This window comes from Kribbella sp. NPDC048837, assembly GCF_055586945.1.
The window spans coordinates 58,240-79,941 of record NZ_JBVJHF010000010.1 but is presented as its reverse complement, the minus strand read 5'-3'; the positions used below and the strand labels follow the sequence as shown (position 1 = coordinate 79,941).

Genomic DNA, 21,702 nt, shown 5'->3' with positions numbered 1-21,702 from the left:
CGTGCCATGTTTGTGTGGGCCGCTAGAGGTCTGTGCAGGCCCCCGTAAGTTTTCCGAACCAGCAGAGAGTGAGATCCACGGTGTACGCGATCGTGCGCAGTGGCGGCACCCAGCAGAAGGTCGCCGTCGGCGATGTCATCGAGATCGACAGCCTGACGGACAAGGTGGGCGACACCGTGTCCCTGCCGGCCGTCCTGGTCGTCGATGGCGACACCGTGACGACCGACGCCGCGGCGCTGTCGAAGGTGGCCGTGTCGGCTGAGGTTCTCGGCCGCACCAAGGGCCCGAAGATCAACATCCTCAAGTACAAGAACAAGACCGGTTACCGCAAGCGCCAGGGGCACCGTCAGCACTACACCCAGGTCAAGGTCACCGCGATCGACGCGAAGAAGAAGTGAGCTGATCTGAAATGGCACACAAAAAGGGAGCTGCCTCGACCCGCAACGGTCGTGACTCCAACGCGCAGCGGCTCGGCGTGAAGCGGTTCGGCGGCCAGCTGGTCAACGCCGGCGAGATCATCGTCCGCCAGCGTGGCACCCACTTCCACCCGGGCGACCTGGTCGGCCGTGGTGGCGACGACACGCTGTTCGCGCTGGCCGAGGGCCGGGTGGAGTTCGGCACCCGTCGCGGTCGTCGCGTCGTCAACATCGTCCCGGCCCCGGCGGAGTAACACCGCCACCCGGACGTTTCACGAGCTCTGCAAAGGGCGGGTCGCGGAATACCGCGGACCCGCCCTTCTGCTGTGTTGGAGGAAGTACCACCCCTCGCTCCGCTCGGGGCGGGAGATCACGAAGAGCAGCACCTCGCTCCGCTCGGGGCGGGGTTCACGAACGGCAGCACCCTCGCCCCGCTCGGGGCGGGAGATGAAGACAGGAAGTTGAGACACCGATGGCGATCCCCAGCTTTGTCGACCGCGTGACGGTGCACGTCACCGCGGGCCGCGGCGGCCACGGATGTGCCTCGGTGCACCGGGAGAAGTTCAAGCCCCTCGGCGGTCCGGACGGCGGGAACGGCGGCGACGGCGGCAGCGTCATCCTGCGCGTCGACCCGGACACCACCACGCTCGTCGACTACCACCGCTCCAGCCACCGCACCGCGACGAATGGTGCCCAGGGCAAGGGTGACCACCAGGCCGGCAGCAACGGCGCCGACGTGGTCCTGCCGGTTCCCGACGGTACGGTGATCAGCACGGCGGACGGCGTCGTACTGGCCGACCTGGTCGGCCCCGGCGCGGAGTTCGTCGCCGCACAGGGTGGCAAGGGCGGTCTGGGCAACGCGGCGCTGGCCAGCAGCAGCCGCAAGGCTCCCGGTTTCGCGCTGCTCGGTGAGGACGGCGAGGAGCGCATGCTCGTCCTCGAGCTCAAGGTCGTCGCGGACGTCGGGCTGGTCGGGTTCCCGAGTGCGGGCAAGTCCTCGCTGGTCGCGTCGATCAGCCGGGCCCGGCCGAAGATCGCCGACTACCCGTTCACCACCCTGATCCCGAACCTCGGTGTCGTGGTCGCGGGGGAGACCACCTTCACGGTGGCCGACGTACCCGGCCTGATCGAGGGTGCGAGCGAGGGACGCGGGCTCGGGCACGACTTCCTGCGGCACGTGGAGCGGTGCGCGGCGCTCGTCCACGTCATCGACTGCGCGACGTACGAGCCAGGCCGGGATCCGCTCAGCGACCTGGACACGATCGAGGCCGAGCTGGAGGCCCACGGTGGGCTCGAGGACCGGCCGCGACTCGTTGCCCTGAACAAGATCGACGTACCCGACGCGCGTGACATCGCCGAGATGGTGCAGGCCGAGCTGGAGCAGCGCGGGCTGCGGGTGTTCCCGATCTCGACCGCGTCGCACGAAGGCCTGGAAGCGTTGAAGTTCGCGATGGCCGAGATCGTCGTACGGCGTCGCGCCGAGGAGTCCAAGCCCGACACCACGCGGATCGTGATCCGGCCGCAGGTGCAGGGCGGGCCCGAGTTCAAGGTGAAGAAGCTGCCGGACGACGGCGGCTGGCTGGTGCAGGGCGACAAGCCCGAGCGCTGGGTCAAGCAGACCGACTTCGCGAACGCGGAGGCGACCGGCTACCTGGCCGACCGGCTGAACCGGCTCGGCGTCGAGAAGGAACTGCTCGAGCTCGGCGCGGTCGAGGGCGACGCGGTCGTCATCGGCGACGGGCCGAACGCGATCGTGTTCGACTTCGCGCCCGAGGTCCAGGCCGGGGCGGAGATCCTGGCCCGGCGCGGTGAGGACCACCGGCTGGAGGAGCCCCGTCCCGCGGTGCAGCGGCGGCGGGACAAGGACACCGAGTACCACGCCCACCGCTCCGGCGAGCTCGTGACCGACCGGTCGGAGTACGGGCAGGGGTGGGTCGAGGACGAGGTCGACATGTCCCCGGCCGAGGCGAAACGAGCTGCGGAGAAGGCCGAGAAGCTGGCGCGCAAGGAGGCGCGTGAGCTCGACGCTCAGAAGGAACTCGACCAGAACGGTTGACCCATGAAGCAACGCGCGGAGGTCGTCAAGGCCACGCGGATCGTCGTGAAGGTCGGCTCGTCGTCGCTGACCCAGCGCGGCCGGATCGATCTCGAACGGCTCCGGCTGCTCGTCGACGCCATCGCGGCACGGCGGGTGGAGGGGACCGAGGTCGTCCTCGTCTCCTCCGGCGCGATCGCCGCCGGCCTGGCCCCGATGGGCCTGCGGTCGCGACCGCGCGACCTGGCGACGCAGCAGGCGGCGGCGTCGGTCGGTCAAGGGTTGTTGATGGCTCGGTACAGCGATGCGTTCGCTGCGCACGGGTTGCGGGTCGGGCAGGTGCTGCTGACCGTCGACGACGTGACGCGGCGGAGCCACTACCGCAATGCCTACCGGACGTTCGCACGGTTGCTCGAGCTCGGCGTCGTACCGATCGTGAACGAGAACGACACGGTCGCCACCACCGAGATCCGCTTCGGCGACAACGACCGCCTGGCGGCGCTGACGAGCCACCTCGTCCACGCTGATCTGCTACTGCTGCTGTCGGACGTCGACGGGCTGTACGACGGGGATCCGCGCAAGCCCGGTACGTCGATGGTCGCCGACGTCCGCGGTCCCGCCGATCTCGCGCCGCTGAGGATCGGCCGGAACGGGTCGTCCGGGGTGGGCACCGGCGGCATGCACACGAAGGTCGAGGCCGCCGCGATCGCCACCGAGGCAGGGATCCCGGTCGTACTGACGTCGGCCGCGCGGGTCGGCGAGGCACTGAAGGGTCAGCCGGTCGGGACGCTCTTCCATCCCACCGGTCGCCGTCGCAAGACGCGGCTGCTCTGGCTCGCCCACGCTACTTCTGGCCAGGGCATCCTGCGGCTGGACGAAGGCGCGGTCCGGGCCGTGACAGAACGCCGTACGTCGCTCCTCCCGGCCGGAATCTCCGCCGTCGAAGGCACCTTCTCCGCCGGTGACCCCGTCGACCTGGTGTCCCCGGCCGGCGTCGTCGTCGCCCGCGGCCTGGTCAACTACGACGCCACCGAACTCCCTCATCTGCTGGGCCGCTCGACGCGCGACCTGGCGCGGGAGCTCGGGGCGGCGTACGAACGCGAGGTCGTCCACCGGGACGACCTGGTTCTGCTGTAGCCCCGAAGGTCCTGGCTGTTCGTGCCCTTGAACCCTTGCCGGCCGGGGAGATGTTCCCAAAGCTCGGCTGTAATGGGCTGACCCGGTTGGAGTGGAAGACATGGCGAAACTGACAGATAACGCGGATGTCATGGACATCCTGCAAGGAGTGGTCGACGGCGTCAAAGCCGGAACGGTCTTCGGCGAGCCGATCGAGAAGGACGGGGTGACGGTGCTGCCGGTAGCGCGCATCAGTGGCGGCGGAGGCGGTGGTACCGGCCGGGACAGCGGCGAACCGGAGCGCAGCGGGTCCGGCGGTGGGCTCGGCCTGATGGCCCGGCCGGTCGGGGTCTACGTCCTTCGCGACGGCAAGGTGACCTGGACCCCGGCCGTCGACGCCACCAAGATCATCCTGGGTGCCCAACTGGTCGCGGCGGCGGCGCTGTTGACGATCCGCGCGGTGATCAAGGCCCGGGGCGCCCGCCGCAAGACGTGACGCGGTTGAGACGGTGGGGCGGGGGAGGGCGGGGCGCTCTACGATGAAGCCGTGAGCGAGATCATCGAGCTGGCCAGGCGGGCGCGGGAGGCGTCGTACGCGTTGGCGGACGCCTCGCGGGCGACCAAGGACGCGGCGCTGCATGCGATGGCGGCGGCGTTGCGGGCGAACACCGACACGATCGTCGCTGCGAACGCGAAGGACGTCGCGGCGGCGCGGGAGGCCGGTACTCCGGAGTCGACGGTGGATCGGCTGGCGCTGAACCCGGCTCGGGTGGACGGGATGGCGGCCGGGCTGGAGCAACTGGCCGGGTTGACCGACCCAATCGGCGAGGTGGTTCGCGGGTACACCCTGCCGAACGGTCTGGAACTGCGCCAGGTGCGCGTCCCGTTCGGCGTGATCGGCATCATCTACGAGGCCCGGCCGAACGTGACCGCCGACGCGGCCGGCATCTGCCTCAAGTCCGGCAACGCGGTGCTGCTCCGCGGCTCGTCGTCTGCGGCCGCGTCCAACGAGGCGATCATCGCCGTACTGCGGGATGCCGTTGCCGAGGCCGGTCTGCCGGCCGACGTGATCCAGGGCGTGCCGACGGATCGGGCCGCTGTGAAGGAGCTCATGCAGGCTCGCGGGCTGGTCGACGTACTGATCCCGCGCGGCGGTGCGGGGCTGATCCAGACCGTGGTCAGCGAGTCGTCGGTGCCGGTGATCGAGACGGGCGTCGGCAACTGCCACGTGTACGTCGATGCCGACGCGGATCTCGAGCTCGCGCTGACGATCCTCCTGAACTCGAAGACCCAGCGCCCGAGTGTCTGCAACGCGGCCGAATCGCTGCTGGTGCATGAGTCGGTGGCCGAAGAGTTCCTGGCCGCCGCCCTGCCCGCACTGGCCGAGGCCGGCGTGACCGTGCACGGCGACCCGACGGTAGTTGCTGCGGGCAATGATATTGTCGCCGCGACGGAGGAGGACTTCGGCGCGGAGTACAACTCGCTGGACCTGTCCGCCGCGGTCGTCGACTCCCTGGAAGCGGCGGTGCAGCACATCCGTCGCTACAGCTCCGGCCACACCGACGCGATCATCACCCGCTCGCAGGCCGCCGCCCGGCGGTTCGTGCAGGCGGTGGACTCGGCCGCGGTCGTGGTCAACGCGAGCACGCGCTTCACCGACGGCGGCGAGTTCGGCTTCGGCGCCGAGATCGGCATCTCCACGCAGAAGCTACACGCCCGCGGTCCGATGGGCCTGCCCGAGATGACGTCGACCAAGTACGTCGTCACCGGCGAGGGTCAGATCAGGAGCTGACCCGCGTCATACGGTCGTACGACGGGCGGCTCAGCGGACACCACCGCCAGCGCCGCCCGATGCTCGGGACCTACCGCCAGCGCCTGCAGCTGAATGCCGTCGGGGACTGCGATGGTGCGCAGGTCCGTCCGCAGCCCGTCGCCGGTCGCCTTGACGACCGCCTCCTTGCGCACCCAGTACGTCGTGAATGCGCGAACCCTCTCGATCCCGTCGTACCGCGCCAGCTCTGCCAGTTCCGAGGAAGCCAGCGCGATCCTCGCGACCCCATCGACGTCGACGCTCGGGTCGACCTTCTCCACGTCGAGCCCGACCGGACGGTCCCCGATCGCGACACCGACCAGCTCACCGGAATGCGTCACCGACAGCTCGACACCGTCCGCGCGGACCTTGCCGTGTGGCTTCCCGCACTCCGGGCAGGTCCGATCCAGCCGCACCTTTGCCGCAGGCAACGAGAACCGTGCCGCCAGCAACCGCCGGACGATCGTGCAGCCGAGCAGGAACCGCGCCTGGTCCTCGTCCCGCCGGTACGCCGCCAGCCGCCCCCGCTCGACCTCGTCGAGATCGCCCACGAACTCGTCCCGCGCCTGACCGATCCGCGCCCACCACACCTCAACCGCCGGCCCGGCCTCGGGCGTCATACCGGGCCGGGTTTCCAGGTCAACGTTCCGGTTGTCAGATCGTCGACAATCCGATCGATCCACTCCGCCTCGGCCACCGTGACCGCCCGCTGGTACTCCGTTTCGAGCAGCGCGTACCGCGGGATCGGCGCACCCTCGACCTCCAGCGTCAGCTCGGCATCGAGCTCCGCGACGCGTTTGGTCAGGTGATCCCGCCGCTCGGCCAGCAGTTCCGCGGCCGTGGCCGGCGTCACCAGCATCACGAACGACAGCGCCGCCGGGAACTCGGGGAACTCGTTCCGCGGCGTGGTGAGGATCTCCGCCAGCCACTCCCGGCACACCGTCCGCCCGTCCTCGGTCAGGTGGTACACCGTCCGCTCCGGGTACCGCTCGTCCCGCTCGGTGGCGCCGGCGGTGATCAGCCCGGCCTCCTCGAGCCGCACGATCATCCGGTACAGGCTGGTTCGCTGGCCGACGTTGACCACCTGGTCCTTGCCCCACTGCTTGATCAGCCGCTGGATCCCGTACGGGTGCAGCGGCCCGTTCTCCAGCAGGCCGAGGATCGCGAGCGCGAGGGGTGAGCGTCGAAAGGTCACGCCGACAGCATACGAGGTCAGAGATACTAGTTGCAATGCAACTAGAGGATGTGTGACTATCGGATCATGAGAACAGCAGAACTGACCGAGGGTGCGGTCGAGTCCCGCGACGGCACCACCATCGGCTACTGGAAGACCGGGCGCGGCCCGGCGGTCGTCGTCCTGCACGGCAGCATGGAGTCGGCGCGCAGCCACACGCTGCTCGCGGAGGCGCTGGCCGGCGACTTCACCGTCTACCTCCCGGATCGCCGCGGTCGCGGTCTGTCCGGTCCGCACCGGCCGGACCACACCGTGCGTACCGAGGTCGAGGATCTCGAGGCCGTGCTGACCGCGGCCGGCGCGGAGCTGGCGTTCGGGGTGAGCGCGGGCGGCGCGGTCGTGCTCGAGGCGGCGCGCACTCTGCCGGGATTGCGGAAGATCGCAGTGTATGAACCTGCGATTGTCGACAATCCGGCGCCGCATCGGGAGTGGCTCGCGCGCTTCGACCGCGAGGTTGCCGAGGGCAACCTTGCCGGCGCGATGGTGACCAGCATGTACGGGCTGCAACTGGCGCCGGCGTTCCTGAAGGTGATCCCGCGCGGACTGATGACGCGGATGACCGAGAAGATGCTGGTCAAGGACGAGCGGAAGGCCGGCCCTGGCACTGTCACGATGCGGACGCTCGCGCCGACGATTCACTACGAGGGCGCGTTGATCGCCGAGCTCGCCGGAACCTTCGACGCGTTCCGCGAGGTCTCGGCGGAGGTGCTGCTCATGGGTGCCAGTAAGGGCCTTTCGGCGCTGAAGCCGTGGCGGGACACGCTGGAGAAGGCTCTGCCGCATTGCCGGCGGGTCGAGTTCGAGGGCCTGGACCATGGCTCGTCCAGCGACCCGGGCGGAACCAACCCGGGTGGTAGCGCCAAGGCGGTCGGTCGCGTGGCCGACGAGCTCAAGGCGTTCTTCAAGCAGTCTTGAGGGCCCAGTCGACCGTGTCCGCGATGTCCGTGACGGGGTAGCGCACGGCTTTGACGATGCGGTCGTCACCGATCACGAGTACGACGCGTTTGAGCCGTTCGTACCCACCTGCGCGGAAGGTCGGCAGCCGCAGCGCCGCGGTGAGCTCCAGCTCGAGGTCGGACAGCAGAGTGTGCGGGATCTCCTCGGCCTTGGCGAACGCCTGCTGCTCGTCGGTGCGTTGCGTGCTGACTCCGCGGATCGAGATCTCTCGGGCGGCGAAGTCGTCGGACCGCGCGGCGAAGAGGCGGTTCTCCAAGGTGCACCCGCTGGCGCCGGCGATCTCGCCCCAGCCGTCCGGCAGCGGGGTCGGCCGGCCGGTCGCCGGGTACCCGAACAGGACGGTCGCGCGGGAATCCGGGTCGACCACGTCCAGCGCCGTACCCGCGATCGACGGCAGGGTGATCTGTGGGACAGGGCGTCCGACGAGGTCTTGGATGCGGTGCGTGGGTGCCTCGTCGGCGTCGTTCGTACCGGTGAGTGAGCCGTCACCCAGCAGCCAGCGGTCGCCCCAGTCCTGGAGCGCGACCAGCACCGGCAGCAGCGCGCGGCCGCGCGGGGTGAGGCGGTAGGCGTAGCGGGTCGGACGGTCCTGGTACGCCGAGCGCTCGACGATCCCGCTGTCGAGCAGGCCGGTGAGTCGCTCGGTCAGCACCTTGCGGGAGATGTGCAGCGACTCGGCGAGCTGGTCGAACCGATCCAGGCCGCGGGCCAGATCCCGCACGATCAGCAGCTCCCAGCCGTCGCCGATCACGCCGAGGGACTGCGCGATCGCACAGTCCGGCTCGGGCGCGAAGGTGCTCCGCCGCACGTCGACCCCCAATCCGGTTGCCACCACGCTAACGCGCTGGGTAAGTTCCTCTGAGGAACTCACTCTACCTGGGGGAGCGCATGTACTGGCGCCGGATCGCGGAACTACCGGGCTGGCTCAAGGCGGTGATGGCCGGCCAGCTGGTCAGCTCGGCCGGGGCGCTGGCGTGGATCTACCTCACGCTCTACCTGGTCGAGGACCGCGGGATGTCCGCCCAGGAGGCCGGCTTCGCGGCTGCGGCGTACGGCGTCGGTCTGCTCGGCGGCAACCTCGGGGGCGGGTACTTCGGGGACCGCTTCGGTCTGCGTACGGCGGCGCTCGGGAGCCAGTTGCTGTGGGCCGTGAGCTGCCTGGCGATGCCCGTGGTGCCGGGCGGTGTGCTGGCGGTGGTCGCCGCGCTGGCCGGTCTGTTCGGCGGAGCGGGTCGCCCGAACCTGAGCGCTCTCGTCGCTACGGCTCTCCCGGCCGAGCGCCGCCGGGAAGGGATCGCGCTGTCGCGGACAGCGAGCAACGCCGGCTTCACCATCGGACCACCGCTCGGCGGACTGCTCGCGGCGTACAACTTCTCGCTCGTTTTCGTGCTGGACGCGCTCACCAGTCTCGTCATGGCGGCGGTCATCTGGCGTTGGGTGCCTGCAGCGCGGAGTGCCTCGTCGGCTTCGGCCACTGGGCTCTGGCGGGTCTTGCGCCGAGATCGGTCGGTGCTGGTGCTGCTGGCGACGATCGTGGTCGTCGACACCGTGTACCGGCAGGTGTTCGCCACCATGCCGCTGCTGCTGCGGGATGCGGGTTCGCCTGCGGTCGCGTACGGCGTACTGCTCGGGGTGAGCTCCGTGGTCATCGTGTGCTGCGAGGCGCCGCTAGCGGTCCGGCTGCGCCACCACTCGGGGCTGCGGGTGATCGCTCTCGGGTTCGCCCTCGTCGGGGTGGGGCTGGCTGCCCTCGGCGTCTGGCCGGCGCTCGCCGGTGCGACCGTCGCGATTGTGGTGATCACGGCGGGGGAGATGCTCTACAAACCGACCGCGACCGCTCACGTCGCCGATGCCGCTCCGGAGGGCATGGTCGGCCGGTACTCCAGTTTGTACGCCGCCGCGTCGATCAGCGGCATGTTCCTGGCGCCCGCGCTGGGTGGCGTGGCCTACGAGCATGTCCCCGATCTGCTCTACCCGGCCGCGGCCGCGCTCGCCCTCGGTGCGGCCGCCGTACTCGTACTTACTCGGGCAGGGGAGCGGGCCGGCCTTCCCAGCGAGTCGACAGCACAACCGTCGTCCGGGTCCTGACGACACCGTTCACGCGGCGCAGGGAACCGACCACTGCCTCGAGCTGGGTGACGTCAGCGACGCGGACCTTGACCACGAGCTCCTGGTCGCCGGCGACGAACCAGCAGTCCTCGACCGCGTCGATCTCCCGGACCTGCTCGACGATGTCGTCGGTCTCCACGTCGTCGCGCTGGAACAGCCCGATCAGCGCGCTGGTGCCGAGCCCGACCTGCGCCGGCGCGACGACCGCGCGGTACCCGAGCAGGACGCCGCGTTCCTCCAGCCGCCGGACCCGCTCCTGGACGCTCGGTCCGGACAGCCCGACCACCCGGCCCAGTTCGGCCCAGCTGGAGCGGCCGTTCAGCCGGAGTGCCTCGATCAGCTGCCGATCGATCGCGTCCATGAATCCTCCCGTTCACCACAGATTCGAAGGCTGGGAATCTTGTGGACCTTTAATTCGTTTGTGAGAGCGTAGTGCAAACCGTATAATCTGAAGTGTCGGGGACAGCCCGCCCCGGCCCCGCCGCTCCAACCCAGTGAAGGAATCATGATCACCCCCGAAGTTGCCCGTGCCCACATCGACGAGCTGCACCGGATCGCCGCGCAGTCCCGGCGTGCCCACGCCGTACCGTCTGTCTGGCGCCGGCTGCTGACCCGTCACATCCGCCACAGCTGACCTGCTGAAGCGCGCATTGCGCTTCAGGAACCGACCCTGTCCGCGACCGGTAGCCCTGCCCGGGCCACCGGTCGCTGTTGTGTCGGTGGCCACGAGATAGGCTCTGCTTCATGTTCACGCTCCTCGTGCCGCAGGTGGCGGCCGTCCAGGAAGCCGGCTCCGAGGCTTCGCACATCTCGCCGTGGTGGTACGGCGGGTTCACGCTGTTCGTCCTGGTCCTGCTGCTGCTCGTCACCGTCATCATGGGCAAGGGCCGGCCGCACAGCTGAGCGGCTGAGTACTGGCTGATATGGCTTCCGTCGAGCGGGTCAGGCGCCTGGGCGTGATGGGTGGCACGTTCGACCCGATCCATCATGGCCACCTGGTCGCCGCCAGCGAAGTGCAGTCGTACTTCGACCTCGACGAGGTGATCTTCGTCCCGACCGGCCAGCCGTGGCAGAAGTCGGACAAGAAGGTCTCCGCGGCCGAGGACCGGTACCTGATGACCGTGATCGCGACCGCGTCGAACCCGCGGTTCTCGGTCAGCCGGGTGGACATCGACCGGCCGGGTCCGACGTACACGATCGACACCCTGCGCGACCTGTCCAAGCTGTATCCCGACGCCGAGCTGTTCTTCATCACCGGTGCCGACGCGCTCGCCCAGATACTCACTTGGCGGGACGTGGACGAGATGTTCAAACTGGCTCAGTTCGTCGGATGTACCAGGCCCGGGACCGAGAGTCTCGAGCTGCCGCTGGACCAGTTGCCGATGGACCGGATCACGCTGCTCGAGGTGCCGGCCCTGGCGATCTCGTCGACCGAGTGCCGGGCCCGGGTCGCCAAGGGCAACCCGACCTGGTACCTCGTGCCCGACGGGATCGTCCAGTACATCGCCAAGCGTGAGCTCTACACCAACCGTTAGGAACCACATGCCAGCCAGCGAACGCGCCATCGAGCTGCTCACCGCGGCCGCCGAAGCGGCCCACGACAAGAAGGCCGAGAACGTCCTCGCCTTCGACGTGTCCGAGCAACTCGCCATCACCGACGCGTTCCTGGTCGCGTCCGCCTCCAACGACCGCCAGGTCCGCGCGATCGTCGACGCCGTCGAGGAGAAGCTCCGCGTCGACTTCGACGCCAAGCCGGTCCGCCGCGAAGGCGCCCGGGAAGGCCGCTGGGTGCTGCTCGACTACCTCGAGATCGTCATCCACGTCCAGCACGACGAGGAGCGCAGCTTCTACTCCCTCGAGCGGCTGTGGCGCGACTGCCCGGTGATCCCGCTGCCCTCGCCCGTCCCCGGCGCCACCGCCGAATGACCGCAGGGCGGCTGATCGTCTGGCGGCACGGCCGGACCGAGTGGAACCTGCAGGACAAGATCCAGGGCCAGGCCGACATCCCCCTCGACGAGGTCGGCATCGCCCAGGCACGCGCCACCGCCGCACGCCTGGCCGCCCTCGCGCCGACCCGCCTGTTCGCCAGCGACCTCCAGCGCGCCGCCGCGACCGCCGGTGAGCTGTCCGTCCTGACCGACCTCAAGATCGAGTACGACGAAGCCCTCCGCGAGATCGACGTCGACAACTGGGCCGGCATGACCATGGCCGAACTCGCCGCCATCCACCCCGAAGCCGCCGCCCGCATCCGCGCCGGCGAACCCCAGCGCCGCGGCGAATCCGGCGAAACCATCGAAGAAGTCGCCGCCCGCTTCGCCGCCGCCCTGGAGCGGATCGCCGACCAGGGCGACCCCGAGGACACCATCGTCATCGCCACCCACGGCCTCGCCGCCCGCGTCGGCATCTGCCTCTTCCTCGGCATCCCCCAAGCCCACTGGCCCGCCTTCGGCGGCCTCTCCAACTGCAACTGGGTCTCCCTCCTCCCCAGCCGCAACCACCGCTGGCGCATCGAAGAATGGAACGCCGGCTCCCTCCCCGAACCAGTAATGAGCGACGACCCCCAACGCTGACGTGGAGTGAGTGAGGAACGGGGAACGGGGCCAAAGGACACCGCTGCGCGGCGGCAGTCCTGTAGGCCGCCTCCGGCGGCAGCCGCGAATCGCCTACCGGCGTCCGGTGCCTCGCGCGAGAGACTGTGGTGGGGCGCACAGAGGTCACCGCTGCGCGGCGGCTGTCCTATTGGCCGCCTCCGGCGGCTGCCGCGGACTGCTCTGCGCCGTGCTGTGTTTGGCGTGAGGGGATGCGGTGGGACGCAAAGGACATCGCTGGGCGACGGCTGTCCTGCAGGCCGCCCGCGGCGGCTACCGCAGACCCCGTCGGAGTCTGCTGTGCTCGGCGGGCGGGCTGTGACACGTGAGATGGGTGAGAAGGCCGGCGGCAGTTCTGTTGGACGCCATTGGGCGGCTGCCTCGGAGCACCACTCGGTGTGCTGTGATGGGCGGGAATGCTGTGGTGTGTGGGGCGACTGGACGAGGGCGACGGGTAGCAAGCCGGTGCTCGCGACGCGGTTGTCAGGCGCCCGTCGGCGGGTGCCACAGACCACCCCCACCCGATTTTTCTTCGAAGGCACTCATCCGCTAAACTTCCGGAGTCGCAAGACACCGCGGGGCTTTGGCGCAGTTGGTAGCGCGCTTCCATGGCATGGAAGAGGTCAGGGGTTCGAATCCCCTAAGCTCCACCAGCAGTAACCGCAGGTCAGGAGGCACTTTCGCCCCCTGACCTGTTTTCGTTGGTGGCACCAGTGGGAGAGATTTGGGAGAACCGCTCGCCTCCCACCAGCTTGGCCGCCAGCATCTCGGCCTCCTGCCGGGCCTTCTCGATGGTGTCCTTGATCACGGGAACCCAGGCGAGGAGCTTCTGACGCTCGTCCTCCTCCAATGCGAGCACTGAAGCGACCCAGCGCTCCTCCAGAGCCATCAGGATCTGGCGCTCCATCTCCGGCGTCACATGGTCGTAGACGCGACCCATGCCAATCATCTTGTGTCCGAGCCGAGCACGGCGAGCAACCTCCGAGATGCCGTCCTCAGTCAGCCACGTAGCGTGAGTGTGTCGCCCCTCGTGGAACCGGAAGCCCGACAAGATGGCTGACACATGCCTCGTCGAGGAAGGCTTGTCAGCGTCAACGCCATCCCAGGCCGGACGCCAGAACCGCTGCCGGAAGTTCGAGCGGTACCAGGGCCTGCCCTGAAGTGACGTGAACACGAACGACTGCCCAGCAGGCCGGGTCGCCAGGAACAGTTCGTAGATCGCCGCAACGCTCGGAGGAAGCTGAACCCAACGTTCACTGGCCGGTGACTTCGTGCGAGCGTTCCGCTTCGTCCGCCGCGGGCGACGCCCATTGCCGAACAGCTGCAGATCTGTGTGCTCGGTGACATCGGCTCCGCTCTTGAAGAGTCTGCCGTCGACCTCCTTGAGCGGTTCGAAGACCGCAATCGCCTGCCTGACCTGGTCGTACTCAGTAAGTGTCTGACCGGCTATCTCGCCCCAGCGCCCACCTGTATAGCCGTCGAGCAACCCGAGTAGGAGCCCGCTCAATCCGAGTTCATTCTCGTAGAGCCGCATGCTCGCTCGAAGGACCTGCAATGGAGTCGCAACGTACTTCTCCGACTCCCAATCGCCACCGGTCACCCGGATTCCCGAGCATGGATTGGCAGGGATCACCTTGGCTTTGACCGCAGCGTTCATGATCGTCGAGAAGCAGCCGAAGTATGAGGCAACTGAGGACTCCTCGTAGTCGCCGTGAAGTTGGGTCACCCACGTCTCGATGTCGAAGTGGCTGTTGAAGATTCCGATCATGGGCCAGTCGCCCCACTTGGGGATCAACTGCCTGTCGAGATATCGCCTGTACTTGACCCTCGTGTTGTCGCTGAGCCTGCCTGTGACGGCAGCGTGCCATTGATTCGCGAAGTCTTCGAAGCGCATCTCAGCCACTCGCGGGTCAATCCAAGTGTTGTGGCGGATGCGTGACTCCTCGTCGGCCGCAGCTTGCAGTGCGGCCCGCTTGGTGCTGAAGCCTGAGGTCGAGCCGTAGGTGTCATCGGGTCTGCGGTAGCGGCCTCGCCACCACTTGCCGCGCCTCTCTGCGAACGCCATTGCCGGTCTCCTATGCGACTCGTGCAGACCGCGATCTCGTCGGTCGATTGACCGGCTTCTTCGCCGTCATGTGCAGGATCTCTTTCACGTCCTCGGCATCGAATCGGTAGTGCTTCCCGAAACGGTGATGAGGCAACAAACCGGCAGCGAGCTGATCCTTGATCGTTCGTGCCGGAATCTTGAGAACGACAGCCAGGTCATCGACCGTCAACAACTCATCGACGCCGACAGTCGCCTTGACCCCGAGTCGAGCTATTGCATCGGCGAGCACTCGCATCGAATCGGACAACCCCGCGTCCTCCTGTGCTGTCACCTGAACCTCCTTTCGTTGACAGTTACGTGTCACTCGTCCCTTGGCACCTCATCGAGCACGTCTTTCAGCAGCCGCCGATGCTCGCGGGCTTTGGCGGCGGCGGTGGTGGCGAGGAGTGCGTCGCCGATGGTTCGCCAGCCGGTGCCTGCGTAGGTGAAGTTGCCGACGATGAGGGTGGTTTCGGTGTCGGCGGTGTGTTCGGCGGTGCGGTGTCGTTCGCGTCGCCAGTTCGCCCGCGCCTCTCGCAGCGCTTTGAGGGTGGTGGAGTACTGGCGTGACTTGGTGGAGAAGTGGCCGCCGAAGCCGAGCATGTGTGCCCAGCGCTGGAGGCGGCGGTAGGACAGGCGTCCGGAGTTCTTGGCGGCTTCTTCGGGGTCGAGGTCGGAGCCGGGGCGTCCGAGTCGCCAGCAGGCGTCGACCAATCGGCCGGCATGGGTGTGGCGGGTGGCGTACCGGTTGACGGTCGCGTTGGTGAGGCGTGCTGATGAGTGCCCGGTCGCCTCGGCGGCCTTGGTGGCGTACTTGGCCAGGTACCCGGCGACGGCGGTTTCGGTGATCACGCCATCGACGGCTTGCCGGACGGGGCGAAGGTCGAGTTGCTGGCCCCAGGAGATCTCCCAGCCGCCTGGCTGGTCGGGGTGGGGCAGGGACCGGAACCGGGTGGTCTCGACGGCGCGGCGGATCGCTGCGGCCAGCAGGGCGAGGTCCGCGGTGAGGTGCGGGACGGCGACCTGGTGGGGCTCGAGGGGATCGCATCCGTCGAGCCGCATCAGGGCGTGGAAGTGGGCGACTCCTCTGGCCTGCATTTCGGCGACCTTGCCGTAGGACAGCTTGACCGTGACGCCGTGCTTGCTGGCCCATCTGCGGAGGGTGTCTTTGGCGCGGTCCATGGTGCGTCGCCACAACTGACCCGACAGGGCGTTCCAGACGACTTGGTGGTCGTGGTCGTAGCAGTCCAGGCAGAACGGGGTGCCGAGGATCTTCTCGCCGTCGTGGTGGGTTTGGTGGCAGCGCAGGTCCACACCGTGCGGGCACGGGTCGGGTTTGCGGCGGGGGGCGGCAGGTCTGGTTGCGGAGTTGCCCGTCGCGGCCCCGATGCTTGCGGGGGAGTGCACTGGTCCGAAGGAGGGTGCGGTGAAGGTGACGAACACGCACGGGTGCTGCGCGACCGTCGCGGGGATGACTCTCCAGGTTGGAGACCAACTGCCGAGCGAGCCAGGTTTGATGGCCGACTACGGCGTCTCTCGAATTGTGGTCCGGCAGGCACTAGATGTGCTGCGTTCTGAAGGCCTGATCGTCAAGCAGCAGGGGCGTGGTTCGTTCGTTCGCGCACTACAGCCTCCGAAGCGTCGAGTGTTAGGGAGTCTCTACTCTGAGCGCCCAACTTCGTCACCCTTCGCGGCTGCTGCATCGGCCGGCGGCCAGGTCCCAGAGTGGGATTTTCAGAGCCGTCGAACTACTGCATCGAAGGCCATCGCTGATCGACTCAACATCGAGCAAGGCGATCCTGTGATGCGTACTAGCTATCGGTTCCTGGCTGACGGCGAACCGGTCATGCTCTCCACGTCTTTCGAGCCTCTGGCGCTCACGGGTGGCACACCGATCGAGAACCCAGAGGGTGGCTCGATCAGAGGCGTAATCCCCAGGATGGACAGCATCGGAGTGCACATCACCCATGTCGGAGAGGACGTTACGGGCCGTGCGGCCCGTCCCTACGAGGCTGAGACCCTGGTAGTGCCAGTAGGAGTGCCAGTGCTCGTTATCGAACGCACCTACTATGAACGCGATCAGCCGGTCGAGACGGCGGATATTGTCGTATCGTCAGAGCGGTATGTGCTGTCTTACCGTTTGCCGATCCCGGGACGCTGAGCGTCTAGGTACGGTGAGCGTCCGTCACTGATCGCGATCTGGGAACTTGACACCGTCAATGCTCCTCGCAGTTGCACGCACAATGTCAATGCGTCCCTTCGCGAAATCGACCCACGGCACGTTGTCGCCCGACGCCACTACTTCTGCCTTGTCCACGAGGGCAGTCATGAGTTCGACCGTCAGACCCAGAGCCTTCCTGGCGTGCTCCGCTGAATAGGTGACGAATCGGGGTTCAACACCTGCGTCAACGTCGGCACGGTAGATGGGGTCTTTGAATTCCACGGGAGGATGTACAGCCATGTCCCGGAACTTGAATAGCTCCTTGATGAACAGCCTTACGTCCGGCATGCCAGAGTTCTTTATCTTCAGGTGATAGTGGAATGTAGCAGCAATCTGAGCATGCCTGGATGTTCGATTCACCTTCCAGACCTGCGCGTCTGGGTGCTTCCCAAACCGCTCAACAATCGTGGCGTAGAAGGCGTCGACGGCGAACGCGCAAGCGCCAATGGCAACCATCGCAGCGCGGTACTCGGCTTCAAGCGCAAGCCCTTTACGCTCATCCCTGTCCTGCGCCGGTGGCTCTTGAGCGCAGAGTGTTCTCAGGGAGCTCTCCTCGGCGCAAGCGAGCTTGGTGTTATCGCAGGCCGCGAGCATCCAGTGTTGCCAGGTGTCCAAACGGACCTTGAAGGTGAGTGGGGGAGGGTCGGACCCATCCAGCGGAATCCGGATGTTGGAGACCCTCAGATCCATGCCACCTGAGATGAAGATGCCGGGCATACGCCTCCTTCCTTCAAGACCTTCCAGCATGCCAGTGATCACGCCAGATCAGGTGCACACCGTGCTTGACGACGTCTGACAAGTTTCTCTACGTCTTCAAGTTTCTCTACGTCTTCAAGACGGGCCCCCTAGGGCCCGAAAGCGCGCCGCCACCACAGGGCGGGGCCGCCTGCCCGCCACTCCGCTTCGCTACGTTCTGGGCGCGTCCCTTGGCATGGCGCGCACGTGCCAACAGGGTGCCGGGCCGAAGACAGCAGAACCCGCCATCAACGATCGACACCCTGTCGTTTGCGTACTCGCCGAAACGGCCGGCCACCCATCTGCCGCGGTTGCCCATGCGGCCCCGTGTGAGCGTGGGGTTCCCGCATCGCCCCGCTAGCAATCATGGAAGGGGCGGTCCGCCACGGCACGCGTCAAGGGCGCCTACGGCGTCCCTCCGGGATCTACGACCCTTGACCCGCACCGCACCGAACCTAAGGTCGGCAGCTATCGGGGCGATGCGGAAGGTCTGCCCGTGCTCTTTGACACGTAAGCGTCATTCTTCGTCAAAGAACAGCAGTAGTTCCCGCTCCCGTTTTTCGATTTCGTATGTCATGCGGGATGACTCTTTCTGACGTTCTAGGAGAACCTCCGGAGAGAGGTCTTGACGGGTAAGTGCAACTTCGGCTTGACGTTTCAGCTTGTGCGCGGCCGTTAGGTTGGCAATAATCTCACGGAGGTTTTCACGACGCTCCGCGGAGCGCGAGACGTCCCTCTTCTTCCTGTGCTCGGCTTCAAGCTTTTCTGTTTCAACCACTCGTGCTCTCGCAATTAACGGATGCTCAATAACTCCAGCAAGCACGGCCCGGGCGAGAACATTGCTAGAGAGGCGATGCTTTTTGAGTCCTTGATAGAACAGTAAGGTTGCAACGGTGGCCACGCTGAGGGCGAACGCCAAGGTCACGATCAAAGTATCGAAAGGTCGAACCAAACATGCGCCGGCCAATGCGACCAACGGTATCGCAATATTCACCCTGAAGGTGCCTTCGGCTTCCAGTCGATCATACTCGCCATACATCTCCTGATTCGCAACCAGGAGTCGTGCCCGCAGATCGTCGGTTTCTATTAACGTCTTGAATCGTGCCTCAGGGCGAATGGTCGGGGCGCTTTCAATCTTGGAAAGCTCAATCTCAACGAACTCGCTCAGCTCTATCTCCGTCGTATCTTTGCGGTCGCCTAGCTCATCCTCCAGTCTGCGAAGTGGCCGGAAGTCGAAGCTAAATGAAACTACGGATCCGATAAGAAATGCGGAGAAAGAAAGGGCTGCGATGATTGCACCGTCGCCGATCAGGCCCTGGAGGCTGGCCAATCCCGCGACAAATGAACCAGGAGACGATGTATTGTACGGAAGATCCTGAGCAAAGATAAGCCATGCTGCCAGAAACCACAGATACCCAACCGCCAACGGTGTCCGAACATCTCGCAGACCAGGCAACAAGCTAGCGAGCATTTCCCCTCCCGAACGCCGACCGATCCCGCCCAGATGATCGAGTTTGGCACGACTGCTAGTGATTCTCACTGCCTCGCCCCGCTGCAGCCTGAACAGATTCGCTCGGCCACGCCCCGGTCGGTCGAAGATTGCCAGCTGCGAACCACGCCTCGACTGAGCGAGCAACCCGGTGATCCGGCACGTACACCACCCGTGCAGCCCAGTCGCCAGAGTTGGTTCGACGCCACTCCAAGATCAGACCCGGCCATGGTCCGCGCTCGTGCCCGCTGCGCAGAACCCAACAGTGCCGCATAGCTGAGTCCGGCGGACCTCTCGCGAGGGTACCGTCGATTGCTCCCCATGGCGAGAACTATAGAACATATGTTCGATTGGAGCAGTGGGTCTAGATGATGACCTGTGTGATGTCTCAGGACATCGGACTAGATGATGACCTGTGGATAACTCGCCCGCGACTCTTACGATCGCTGCCAGACTGATGATCAGGTCCGGCGAGGCCACCGATCCAGACCCTGACCCGAGCCACAACGTGCATCGGGAGGAGAGGCGTCGGCAGGCCACCGGACCGCGTACGGCAGTGGGAGGATTTTGGGAGTGAACCACACGTAACAACGGTCTGGAAGCGGGTCCAACTCGCAACAACCAGGAAGGCTAGAACGCCTGGTAGGTAGGGGAATGAGCGCCATCCCGCGTGAGCCAGCAGAGCGACCCCCGCCCATGGCATGGAAGAGGTCAGGGGTTCGAATCCCCTAAGCTCCACCGCAGGTCAGAGGCCGGTTTCCCACTCGGGAGACCGGCCTTCTTCATGCGCCTCGGCCTCTCGGTAGCACGGGCCACAACTTGTGCCGATACACCACTCGAGAAGAAGTTGTTGACGGCAGTCCGAACTTGAGTTCAACCGTGTGTGCGCGATGCTCCGGGACCACAGCTCAACGGCGACAATTGCCGCTGCCGCGCTCCGCGACTGGGCATTGGAATCTGGCTTGGCCGTTGAACCCGTCGAGCGCATCAGGGAGCTCCTGGGCCGCCGCGACGTCTTCGTCGAAGACACAGTCTGGACCCTCCTCACCGCACTCGGAGTGCGGACATCCTGAGGATGTGCAAGCCGTCCGCGACGATTCTCGCGCTCGTCCCAGACGTCGCACTGAGTAGCCGCAGTCCGCTCGGCCGATGAGCGGACAGGACCCGGATGGCCACCGTTGGGAGACGATCCGTGGCAGGATCGCGATCGTGGCTCCGGAGATGAAATGACCGGCGCGAGCGATCGACTGGCGGCCGCAGGCTGGCACCCGGGGCGGCGGGTGGACGTCTCCGGCGATCTGAGAGCGCTGGAACAGGCCGGACACCCGGCCCTACGCGCTGTCGCGGAGGTTCTCACCGAGTACGCGGATCTCGTTGTGGTCTCGGCCTCAGGCGACAGGAGCCTGTGGATCAGCGGCACAAGAGCCGCAGCCGAGTCGGATGTTGCTTGGTGCCTGGCCTACTCCGGTGAACTTGGCTTGCGCCTGGTGCCGGTCGGTGGCCACTCGCACATGACTATGTTGGTCGATGAAGCCGGAGGTTTCTGGGGCGGGTTCGACCATGAATACGGACGGCTCGGTGACACCCTCGAGGACGTGATCCAAGGAGTGCTCATCGCCACGCCGCCCGTGCGGTTCGATCGCCGCCTCGAGACTTGATCAATGCACTCATCTGCTGCGGTCCGTGAAGCACGGAACTGCCGATGATGGGTGCTGCTCATGCACTTAGGGCGCATCTCGTGCCGGGTGCCGGAAAGGGTGGTCAGGCCGGGCTGATCGACGGGCTAAGGCGGAGCAGTCCCTCGGGCAGGCTGCCGGCCCATTCGGCCATCTCGGCGGTGACCCGGAACAGCTGGGCCGTGATGAATGGTTGAGCTTGCGCGTCCGAGCTGGTGCCGGACGATTCCAGACGCCACTCCCGCCCATGGGCCCGCAGGGCGTCGCGGACTTCGTCGAGTTGAGCGCGGGTGAACCGGCTGGGCACCACGCAGAGCTGATCTGGCAGGTACTTGGACAACTGCCGGGTCGCCGCGTCGACGTCGGTGGCGGCGATGACGAGGACTTCCTGGTCGGCGGAGGGACGGAAGACCACCGGGTGAACGATCACCTCGGACGATCTCAGGTCGCCGAAATCCGGGTCCCACGGCAGCGCGTCGCGTCGCCAGCCACCGGGTGGCGGCGGGCACGGTGGGTCCCTCCAAACCGCAAACCGCTCCCGGGCAGGGAGCTCCGACGACTGTTCCGCGACCTCGATGCTCTCGTCGCGCCAGGTCCCGACCACCGACAGATAGCCCGGGCGTCGGTTCGCTCCCCAATCGATAGGTACCGTCTCGGCGTCGGCCCAGATCAGCCGGATCGACCGATCCGACTTCCAGCCCGGCGGTCTGGAGATCGGAGTGATGACGCGGGCCAGGTCCAGCCAATCACCGTCCGGACCGGCTACGAACCGCCCCGAAGTCCGGACTCGATCCCCCGCCGCGAACACCAAATCCCTGGCCGCCATGAATCCATCGTCCCTCTTGTCGCACAGGATGGGCTCGGCACGACCCGGAGCCGCCAGGCATTGCGCCGCCTCATATGTACCCCAAACTGACCGCAATTGCCGCGAATAGTCACGTCCAGGATTGCCAACGAGCGCGACGTTGGTGCCACGCTGAACGGCGTGAATGTCTCGGCTGCATCGAAGGACCTCGCAGTGGTGGAGTTCTCGCGAGCCGACGTGCTCTCGCTGCGAAACCTGCTGGAGTACGCACCTCACGTACCCCTGGAGGCGCGGGGACCGCTTGGGATCTTCGAGCGGCTCTTGGCTGAGCTCGAGCCGATCGCCGCCGTCATGGGCTACGAGTGAGCCCAGCGTCACCCAGCCCCCAACACACGGATCTTCCGCAAATAGGAAGGTGCGGTCGT

The 21,702-nt window shown here is 66.7% G+C and carries 26 protein-coding genes and 1 tRNA gene; 17 read left to right on the top strand and 10 right to left on the bottom strand.

Annotated elements, in window-relative coordinates; translation table 11 throughout:
* Positions 1-80: 80 nt before the first annotated feature.
* The 6 genes from rplU (at position 81) to ACZ6O0_RS37525 (ending at position 5,359) form a co-directional block, all read left to right on the top strand.
* Positions 81-398, top strand: a complete 318-nt coding sequence (gene rplU / locus ACZ6O0_RS37550; protein WP_465770096.1) for a 50S ribosomal protein L21 — start codon at positions 81-83, stop codon at positions 396-398.
* Between the two features lie 11 nt (positions 399-409).
* On the top strand, positions 410-670 hold the full coding sequence (gene rpmA, locus ACZ6O0_RS37545) for a 50S ribosomal protein L27 (RefSeq protein WP_363689159.1): 261 nt from the start codon (positions 410-412) through the stop codon (positions 668-670).
* A gap of 218 nt (positions 671-888) precedes the next feature.
* Complete coding sequence (gene obgE, locus ACZ6O0_RS37540) at positions 889-2,472, top strand: GTPase ObgE (protein ID WP_465769828.1); 1,584 nt, start codon at positions 889-891, stop codon at positions 2,470-2,472.
* Between the two features lie 3 nt (positions 2,473-2,475).
* A complete protein-coding gene (gene proB, locus ACZ6O0_RS37535; RefSeq protein ID WP_465769827.1) occupies positions 2,476-3,588 on the top strand; it encodes a glutamate 5-kinase in 1,113 nt (370 codons plus the stop codon).
* Positions 3,589-3,688: 100 nt separating this feature from the next.
* Positions 3,689-4,063, top strand: a complete 375-nt coding sequence (locus ACZ6O0_RS37530) for a spore germination protein GerW family protein (protein WP_465769826.1) — start codon at positions 3,689-3,691, stop codon at positions 4,061-4,063.
* A 51-nt stretch (positions 4,064-4,114) separates the two neighbouring features.
* Positions 4,115-5,359 carry a glutamate-5-semialdehyde dehydrogenase gene (locus tag ACZ6O0_RS37525; protein ID WP_465769825.1) on the top strand — a complete coding sequence of 415 codons (1,245 nt, stop codon included), beginning with the start codon at positions 4,115-4,117 and terminating at the stop codon, positions 5,357-5,359.
* On the opposite strand, the gene ACZ6O0_RS37520 is transcribed toward ACZ6O0_RS37525, so the two are convergent.
* Both ACZ6O0_RS37520 and ACZ6O0_RS37515 read right to left on the bottom strand, forming a co-directional pair.
* On the bottom strand, positions 5,344-5,997 hold the full coding sequence (locus tag ACZ6O0_RS37520) for a 4'-phosphopantetheinyl transferase family protein (RefSeq protein ID WP_465769824.1): 654 nt from the start codon (positions 5,995-5,997) through the stop codon (positions 5,344-5,346). The genes ACZ6O0_RS37525 and ACZ6O0_RS37520 overlap by 16 nt on opposite strands.
* Positions 5,994-6,572 carry a PadR family transcriptional regulator gene (locus ACZ6O0_RS37515; protein WP_465769823.1) on the bottom strand — a complete coding sequence of 193 codons (579 nt, stop codon included), beginning with the start codon at positions 6,570-6,572 and terminating at the stop codon, positions 5,994-5,996. The genes ACZ6O0_RS37520 and ACZ6O0_RS37515 overlap by 4 nt, the downstream gene beginning before the upstream one ends.
* Positions 6,573-6,638: 66 nt before the next feature.
* Between ACZ6O0_RS37515 and ACZ6O0_RS37510 the strand changes: the two genes are divergently transcribed.
* Positions 6,639-7,526: an alpha/beta hydrolase gene (locus tag ACZ6O0_RS37510; RefSeq protein WP_465769822.1), complete on the top strand. Its 888-nt coding sequence runs from the start codon at positions 6,639-6,641 to the stop codon at positions 7,524-7,526.
* Here ACZ6O0_RS37510 and ACZ6O0_RS37505 read toward each other — a convergent pair.
* The gene (locus ACZ6O0_RS37505; RefSeq protein ID WP_465769821.1) at positions 7,513-8,376 is read right to left on the bottom strand and encodes a winged helix-turn-helix transcriptional regulator; all 864 of its coding nucleotides are present in this window, start codon (positions 8,374-8,376) and stop codon (positions 7,513-7,515) included. The genes ACZ6O0_RS37510 and ACZ6O0_RS37505 overlap by 14 nt on opposite strands.
* Before the next feature lie 80 nt (positions 8,377-8,456).
* Between ACZ6O0_RS37505 and ACZ6O0_RS37500 the strand changes: the two genes are divergently transcribed.
* The gene (locus tag ACZ6O0_RS37500) at positions 8,457-9,656 is read left to right on the top strand and encodes an MFS transporter (RefSeq protein WP_465769820.1); all 1,200 of its coding nucleotides are present in this window, start codon (positions 8,457-8,459) and stop codon (positions 9,654-9,656) included.
* Here the strand turns inward: ACZ6O0_RS37500 and ACZ6O0_RS37495 are convergent.
* Positions 9,589-10,038, bottom strand: a complete 450-nt coding sequence (locus ACZ6O0_RS37495) for an Lrp/AsnC family transcriptional regulator (RefSeq protein WP_465769819.1) — start codon at positions 10,036-10,038, stop codon at positions 9,589-9,591. The genes ACZ6O0_RS37500 and ACZ6O0_RS37495 overlap by 68 nt on opposite strands.
* A gap of 144 nt (positions 10,039-10,182) precedes the next feature.
* Here ACZ6O0_RS37495 and ACZ6O0_RS37490 point away from each other — a divergent pair, with 144 nt between their 5' ends.
* The 6 genes from ACZ6O0_RS37490 to ACZ6O0_RS37465 all read left to right on the top strand — a co-directional run bounded on the left by ACZ6O0_RS37490 (position 10,183) and on the right by ACZ6O0_RS37465 (position 12,918).
* On the top strand, positions 10,183-10,311 hold the full coding sequence (locus ACZ6O0_RS37490) for a hypothetical protein (RefSeq protein ID WP_465769818.1): 129 nt from the start codon (positions 10,183-10,185) through the stop codon (positions 10,309-10,311).
* A gap of 110 nt (positions 10,312-10,421) precedes the next feature.
* Entirely contained in the window at positions 10,422-10,580 is a 159-nt protein-coding gene (locus ACZ6O0_RS37485; RefSeq protein WP_465769817.1) for a hypothetical protein, read from the top strand.
* Positions 10,581-10,600: 20 nt separating this feature from the next.
* A complete protein-coding gene (nadD, locus tag ACZ6O0_RS37480; RefSeq protein ID WP_465769816.1) occupies positions 10,601-11,212 on the top strand; it encodes a nicotinate-nucleotide adenylyltransferase in 612 nt (203 codons plus the stop codon).
* Positions 11,213-11,219: 7 nt separating this feature from the next.
* Positions 11,220-11,603 carry a ribosome silencing factor gene (gene rsfS / locus ACZ6O0_RS37475; protein ID WP_465769815.1) on the top strand — a complete coding sequence of 128 codons (384 nt, stop codon included), beginning with the start codon at positions 11,220-11,222 and terminating at the stop codon, positions 11,601-11,603.
* Entirely contained in the window at positions 11,600-12,247 is a 648-nt protein-coding gene (locus ACZ6O0_RS37470; protein WP_465769814.1) for a histidine phosphatase family protein, read from the top strand. The genes rsfS and ACZ6O0_RS37470 overlap by 4 nt, the downstream gene beginning before the upstream one ends.
* A gap of 595 nt (positions 12,248-12,842) precedes the next feature.
* Positions 12,843-12,918 (top strand) — tRNA-Ala (locus ACZ6O0_RS37465).
* A gap of 14 nt (positions 12,919-12,932) precedes the next feature.
* On the opposite strand, the gene ACZ6O0_RS37460 is transcribed toward ACZ6O0_RS37465, so the two are convergent.
* Genes ACZ6O0_RS37460 through ACZ6O0_RS37450 form a run of 3 tightly spaced genes read right to left on the bottom strand, consistent with a single transcriptional unit; the run spans position 12,933 to position 15,794 of the window.
* Entirely contained in the window at positions 12,933-14,330 is a 1,398-nt protein-coding gene (locus tag ACZ6O0_RS37460) for a tyrosine-type recombinase/integrase (RefSeq protein WP_465769813.1), read from the bottom strand.
* A gap of 10 nt (positions 14,331-14,340) precedes the next feature.
* On the bottom strand, positions 14,341-14,643 hold the full coding sequence (locus ACZ6O0_RS37455) for a helix-turn-helix domain-containing protein (protein ID WP_465769812.1): 303 nt from the start codon (positions 14,641-14,643) through the stop codon (positions 14,341-14,343).
* Between the two features lie 29 nt (positions 14,644-14,672).
* Positions 14,673-15,794, bottom strand: coding sequence for a replication initiator (locus tag ACZ6O0_RS37450; RefSeq protein WP_465769811.1), 1,122 nt, complete (start codon positions 15,792-15,794; stop codon positions 14,673-14,675).
* Here ACZ6O0_RS37450 and ACZ6O0_RS37445 point away from each other — a divergent pair.
* Positions 15,778-16,512: a GntR family transcriptional regulator gene (locus tag ACZ6O0_RS37445; RefSeq protein WP_465769810.1), complete on the top strand. Its 735-nt coding sequence runs from the start codon at positions 15,778-15,780 to the stop codon at positions 16,510-16,512. The two genes, ACZ6O0_RS37450 and ACZ6O0_RS37445, sit on opposite strands and share 17 nt — an antisense overlap.
* Before the next feature lie 24 nt (positions 16,513-16,536).
* Here the strand turns inward: ACZ6O0_RS37445 and ACZ6O0_RS37440 are convergent, their stop codons facing one another.
* Both ACZ6O0_RS37440 and ACZ6O0_RS37435 read right to left on the bottom strand, forming a co-directional pair.
* Positions 16,537-17,289, bottom strand: a complete 753-nt coding sequence (locus ACZ6O0_RS37440; RefSeq protein ID WP_465769809.1) for a hypothetical protein — start codon at positions 17,287-17,289, stop codon at positions 16,537-16,539.
* A 535-nt stretch (positions 17,290-17,824) separates the two neighbouring features.
* The gene (locus ACZ6O0_RS37435; protein WP_465769808.1) at positions 17,825-18,778 is read right to left on the bottom strand and encodes a hypothetical protein; all 954 of its coding nucleotides are present in this window, start codon (positions 18,776-18,778) and stop codon (positions 17,825-17,827) included.
* A 1,244-nt stretch (positions 18,779-20,022) separates the two neighbouring features.
* Here ACZ6O0_RS37435 and ACZ6O0_RS37430 point away from each other — a divergent pair.
* Entirely contained in the window at positions 20,023-20,454 is a 432-nt protein-coding gene (locus ACZ6O0_RS37430) for an SUKH-3 domain-containing protein (RefSeq protein WP_465769807.1), read from the top strand.
* A gap of 103 nt (positions 20,455-20,557) precedes the next feature.
* Here ACZ6O0_RS37430 and ACZ6O0_RS37425 read toward each other — a convergent pair whose 3' ends face one another.
* Positions 20,558-21,298 (bottom strand): hypothetical protein, encoded by a 741-nt coding sequence (locus ACZ6O0_RS37425; RefSeq protein ID WP_465769806.1) that lies wholly within the window; start codon positions 21,296-21,298, stop codon positions 20,558-20,560.
* Between the two features lie 159 nt (positions 21,299-21,457).
* Here ACZ6O0_RS37425 and ACZ6O0_RS37420 point away from each other — a divergent pair, with 159 nt between their 5' ends.
* Positions 21,458-21,643, top strand: coding sequence for a hypothetical protein (locus ACZ6O0_RS37420; protein ID WP_465769805.1), 186 nt, complete (start codon positions 21,458-21,460; stop codon positions 21,641-21,643).
* Positions 21,644-21,702: the final 59 nt, after the last annotated feature.

Coding starts and splice junctions, on each gene's coding strand:
- rpmA (WP_363689159.1), top strand. CDS start 410: ATGGCACACAAAAAGGGAGCTGCCTCGACCCGCAACGGTCGTGACTCC.
- obgE (WP_465769828.1), top strand. CDS start 889: ATGGCGATCCCCAGCTTTGTCGACCGCGTGACGGTGCACGTCACCGCG.
- proB (WP_465769827.1), top strand. CDS start 2,476: ATGAAGCAACGCGCGGAGGTCGTCAAGGCCACGCGGATCGTCGTGAAG.
- ACZ6O0_RS37530 (WP_465769826.1), top strand. CDS start 3,689: ATGGCGAAACTGACAGATAACGCGGATGTCATGGACATCCTGCAAGGA.
- ACZ6O0_RS37520 (WP_465769824.1), bottom strand. CDS start 5,997: ATGACGCCCGAGGCCGGGCCGGCGGTTGAGGTGTGGTGGGCGCGGATC.
- ACZ6O0_RS37510 (WP_465769822.1), top strand. CDS start 6,639: ATGAGAACAGCAGAACTGACCGAGGGTGCGGTCGAGTCCCGCGACGGC.
- ACZ6O0_RS37500 (WP_465769820.1), top strand. CDS start 8,457: ATGTACTGGCGCCGGATCGCGGAACTACCGGGCTGGCTCAAGGCGGTG.
- ACZ6O0_RS37495 (WP_465769819.1), bottom strand. CDS start 10,038: ATGGACGCGATCGATCGGCAGCTGATCGAGGCACTCCGGCTGAACGGC.
- ACZ6O0_RS37490 (WP_465769818.1), top strand. CDS start 10,183: ATGATCACCCCCGAAGTTGCCCGTGCCCACATCGACGAGCTGCACCGG.
- ACZ6O0_RS37485 (WP_465769817.1), top strand. CDS start 10,422: ATGTTCACGCTCCTCGTGCCGCAGGTGGCGGCCGTCCAGGAAGCCGGC.
- nadD (WP_465769816.1), top strand. CDS start 10,601: ATGGCTTCCGTCGAGCGGGTCAGGCGCCTGGGCGTGATGGGTGGCACG.
- rsfS (WP_465769815.1), top strand. CDS start 11,220: ATGCCAGCCAGCGAACGCGCCATCGAGCTGCTCACCGCGGCCGCCGAA.
- ACZ6O0_RS37470 (WP_465769814.1), top strand. CDS start 11,600: ATGACCGCAGGGCGGCTGATCGTCTGGCGGCACGGCCGGACCGAGTGG.
- ACZ6O0_RS37460 (WP_465769813.1), bottom strand. CDS start 14,330: ATGGCGTTCGCAGAGAGGCGCGGCAAGTGGTGGCGAGGCCGCTACCGC.
- ACZ6O0_RS37440 (WP_465769809.1), bottom strand. CDS start 17,289: ATGCCCGGCATCTTCATCTCAGGTGGCATGGATCTGAGGGTCTCCAAC.
- ACZ6O0_RS37435 (WP_465769808.1), bottom strand. CDS start 18,778: ATGCTCGCTAGCTTGTTGCCTGGTCTGCGAGATGTTCGGACACCGTTG.
- ACZ6O0_RS37430 (WP_465769807.1), top strand. CDS start 20,023: ATGACCGGCGCGAGCGATCGACTGGCGGCCGCAGGCTGGCACCCGGGG.
- ACZ6O0_RS37425 (WP_465769806.1), bottom strand. CDS start 21,298: ATGGCGGCCAGGGATTTGGTGTTCGCGGCGGGGGATCGAGTCCGGACT.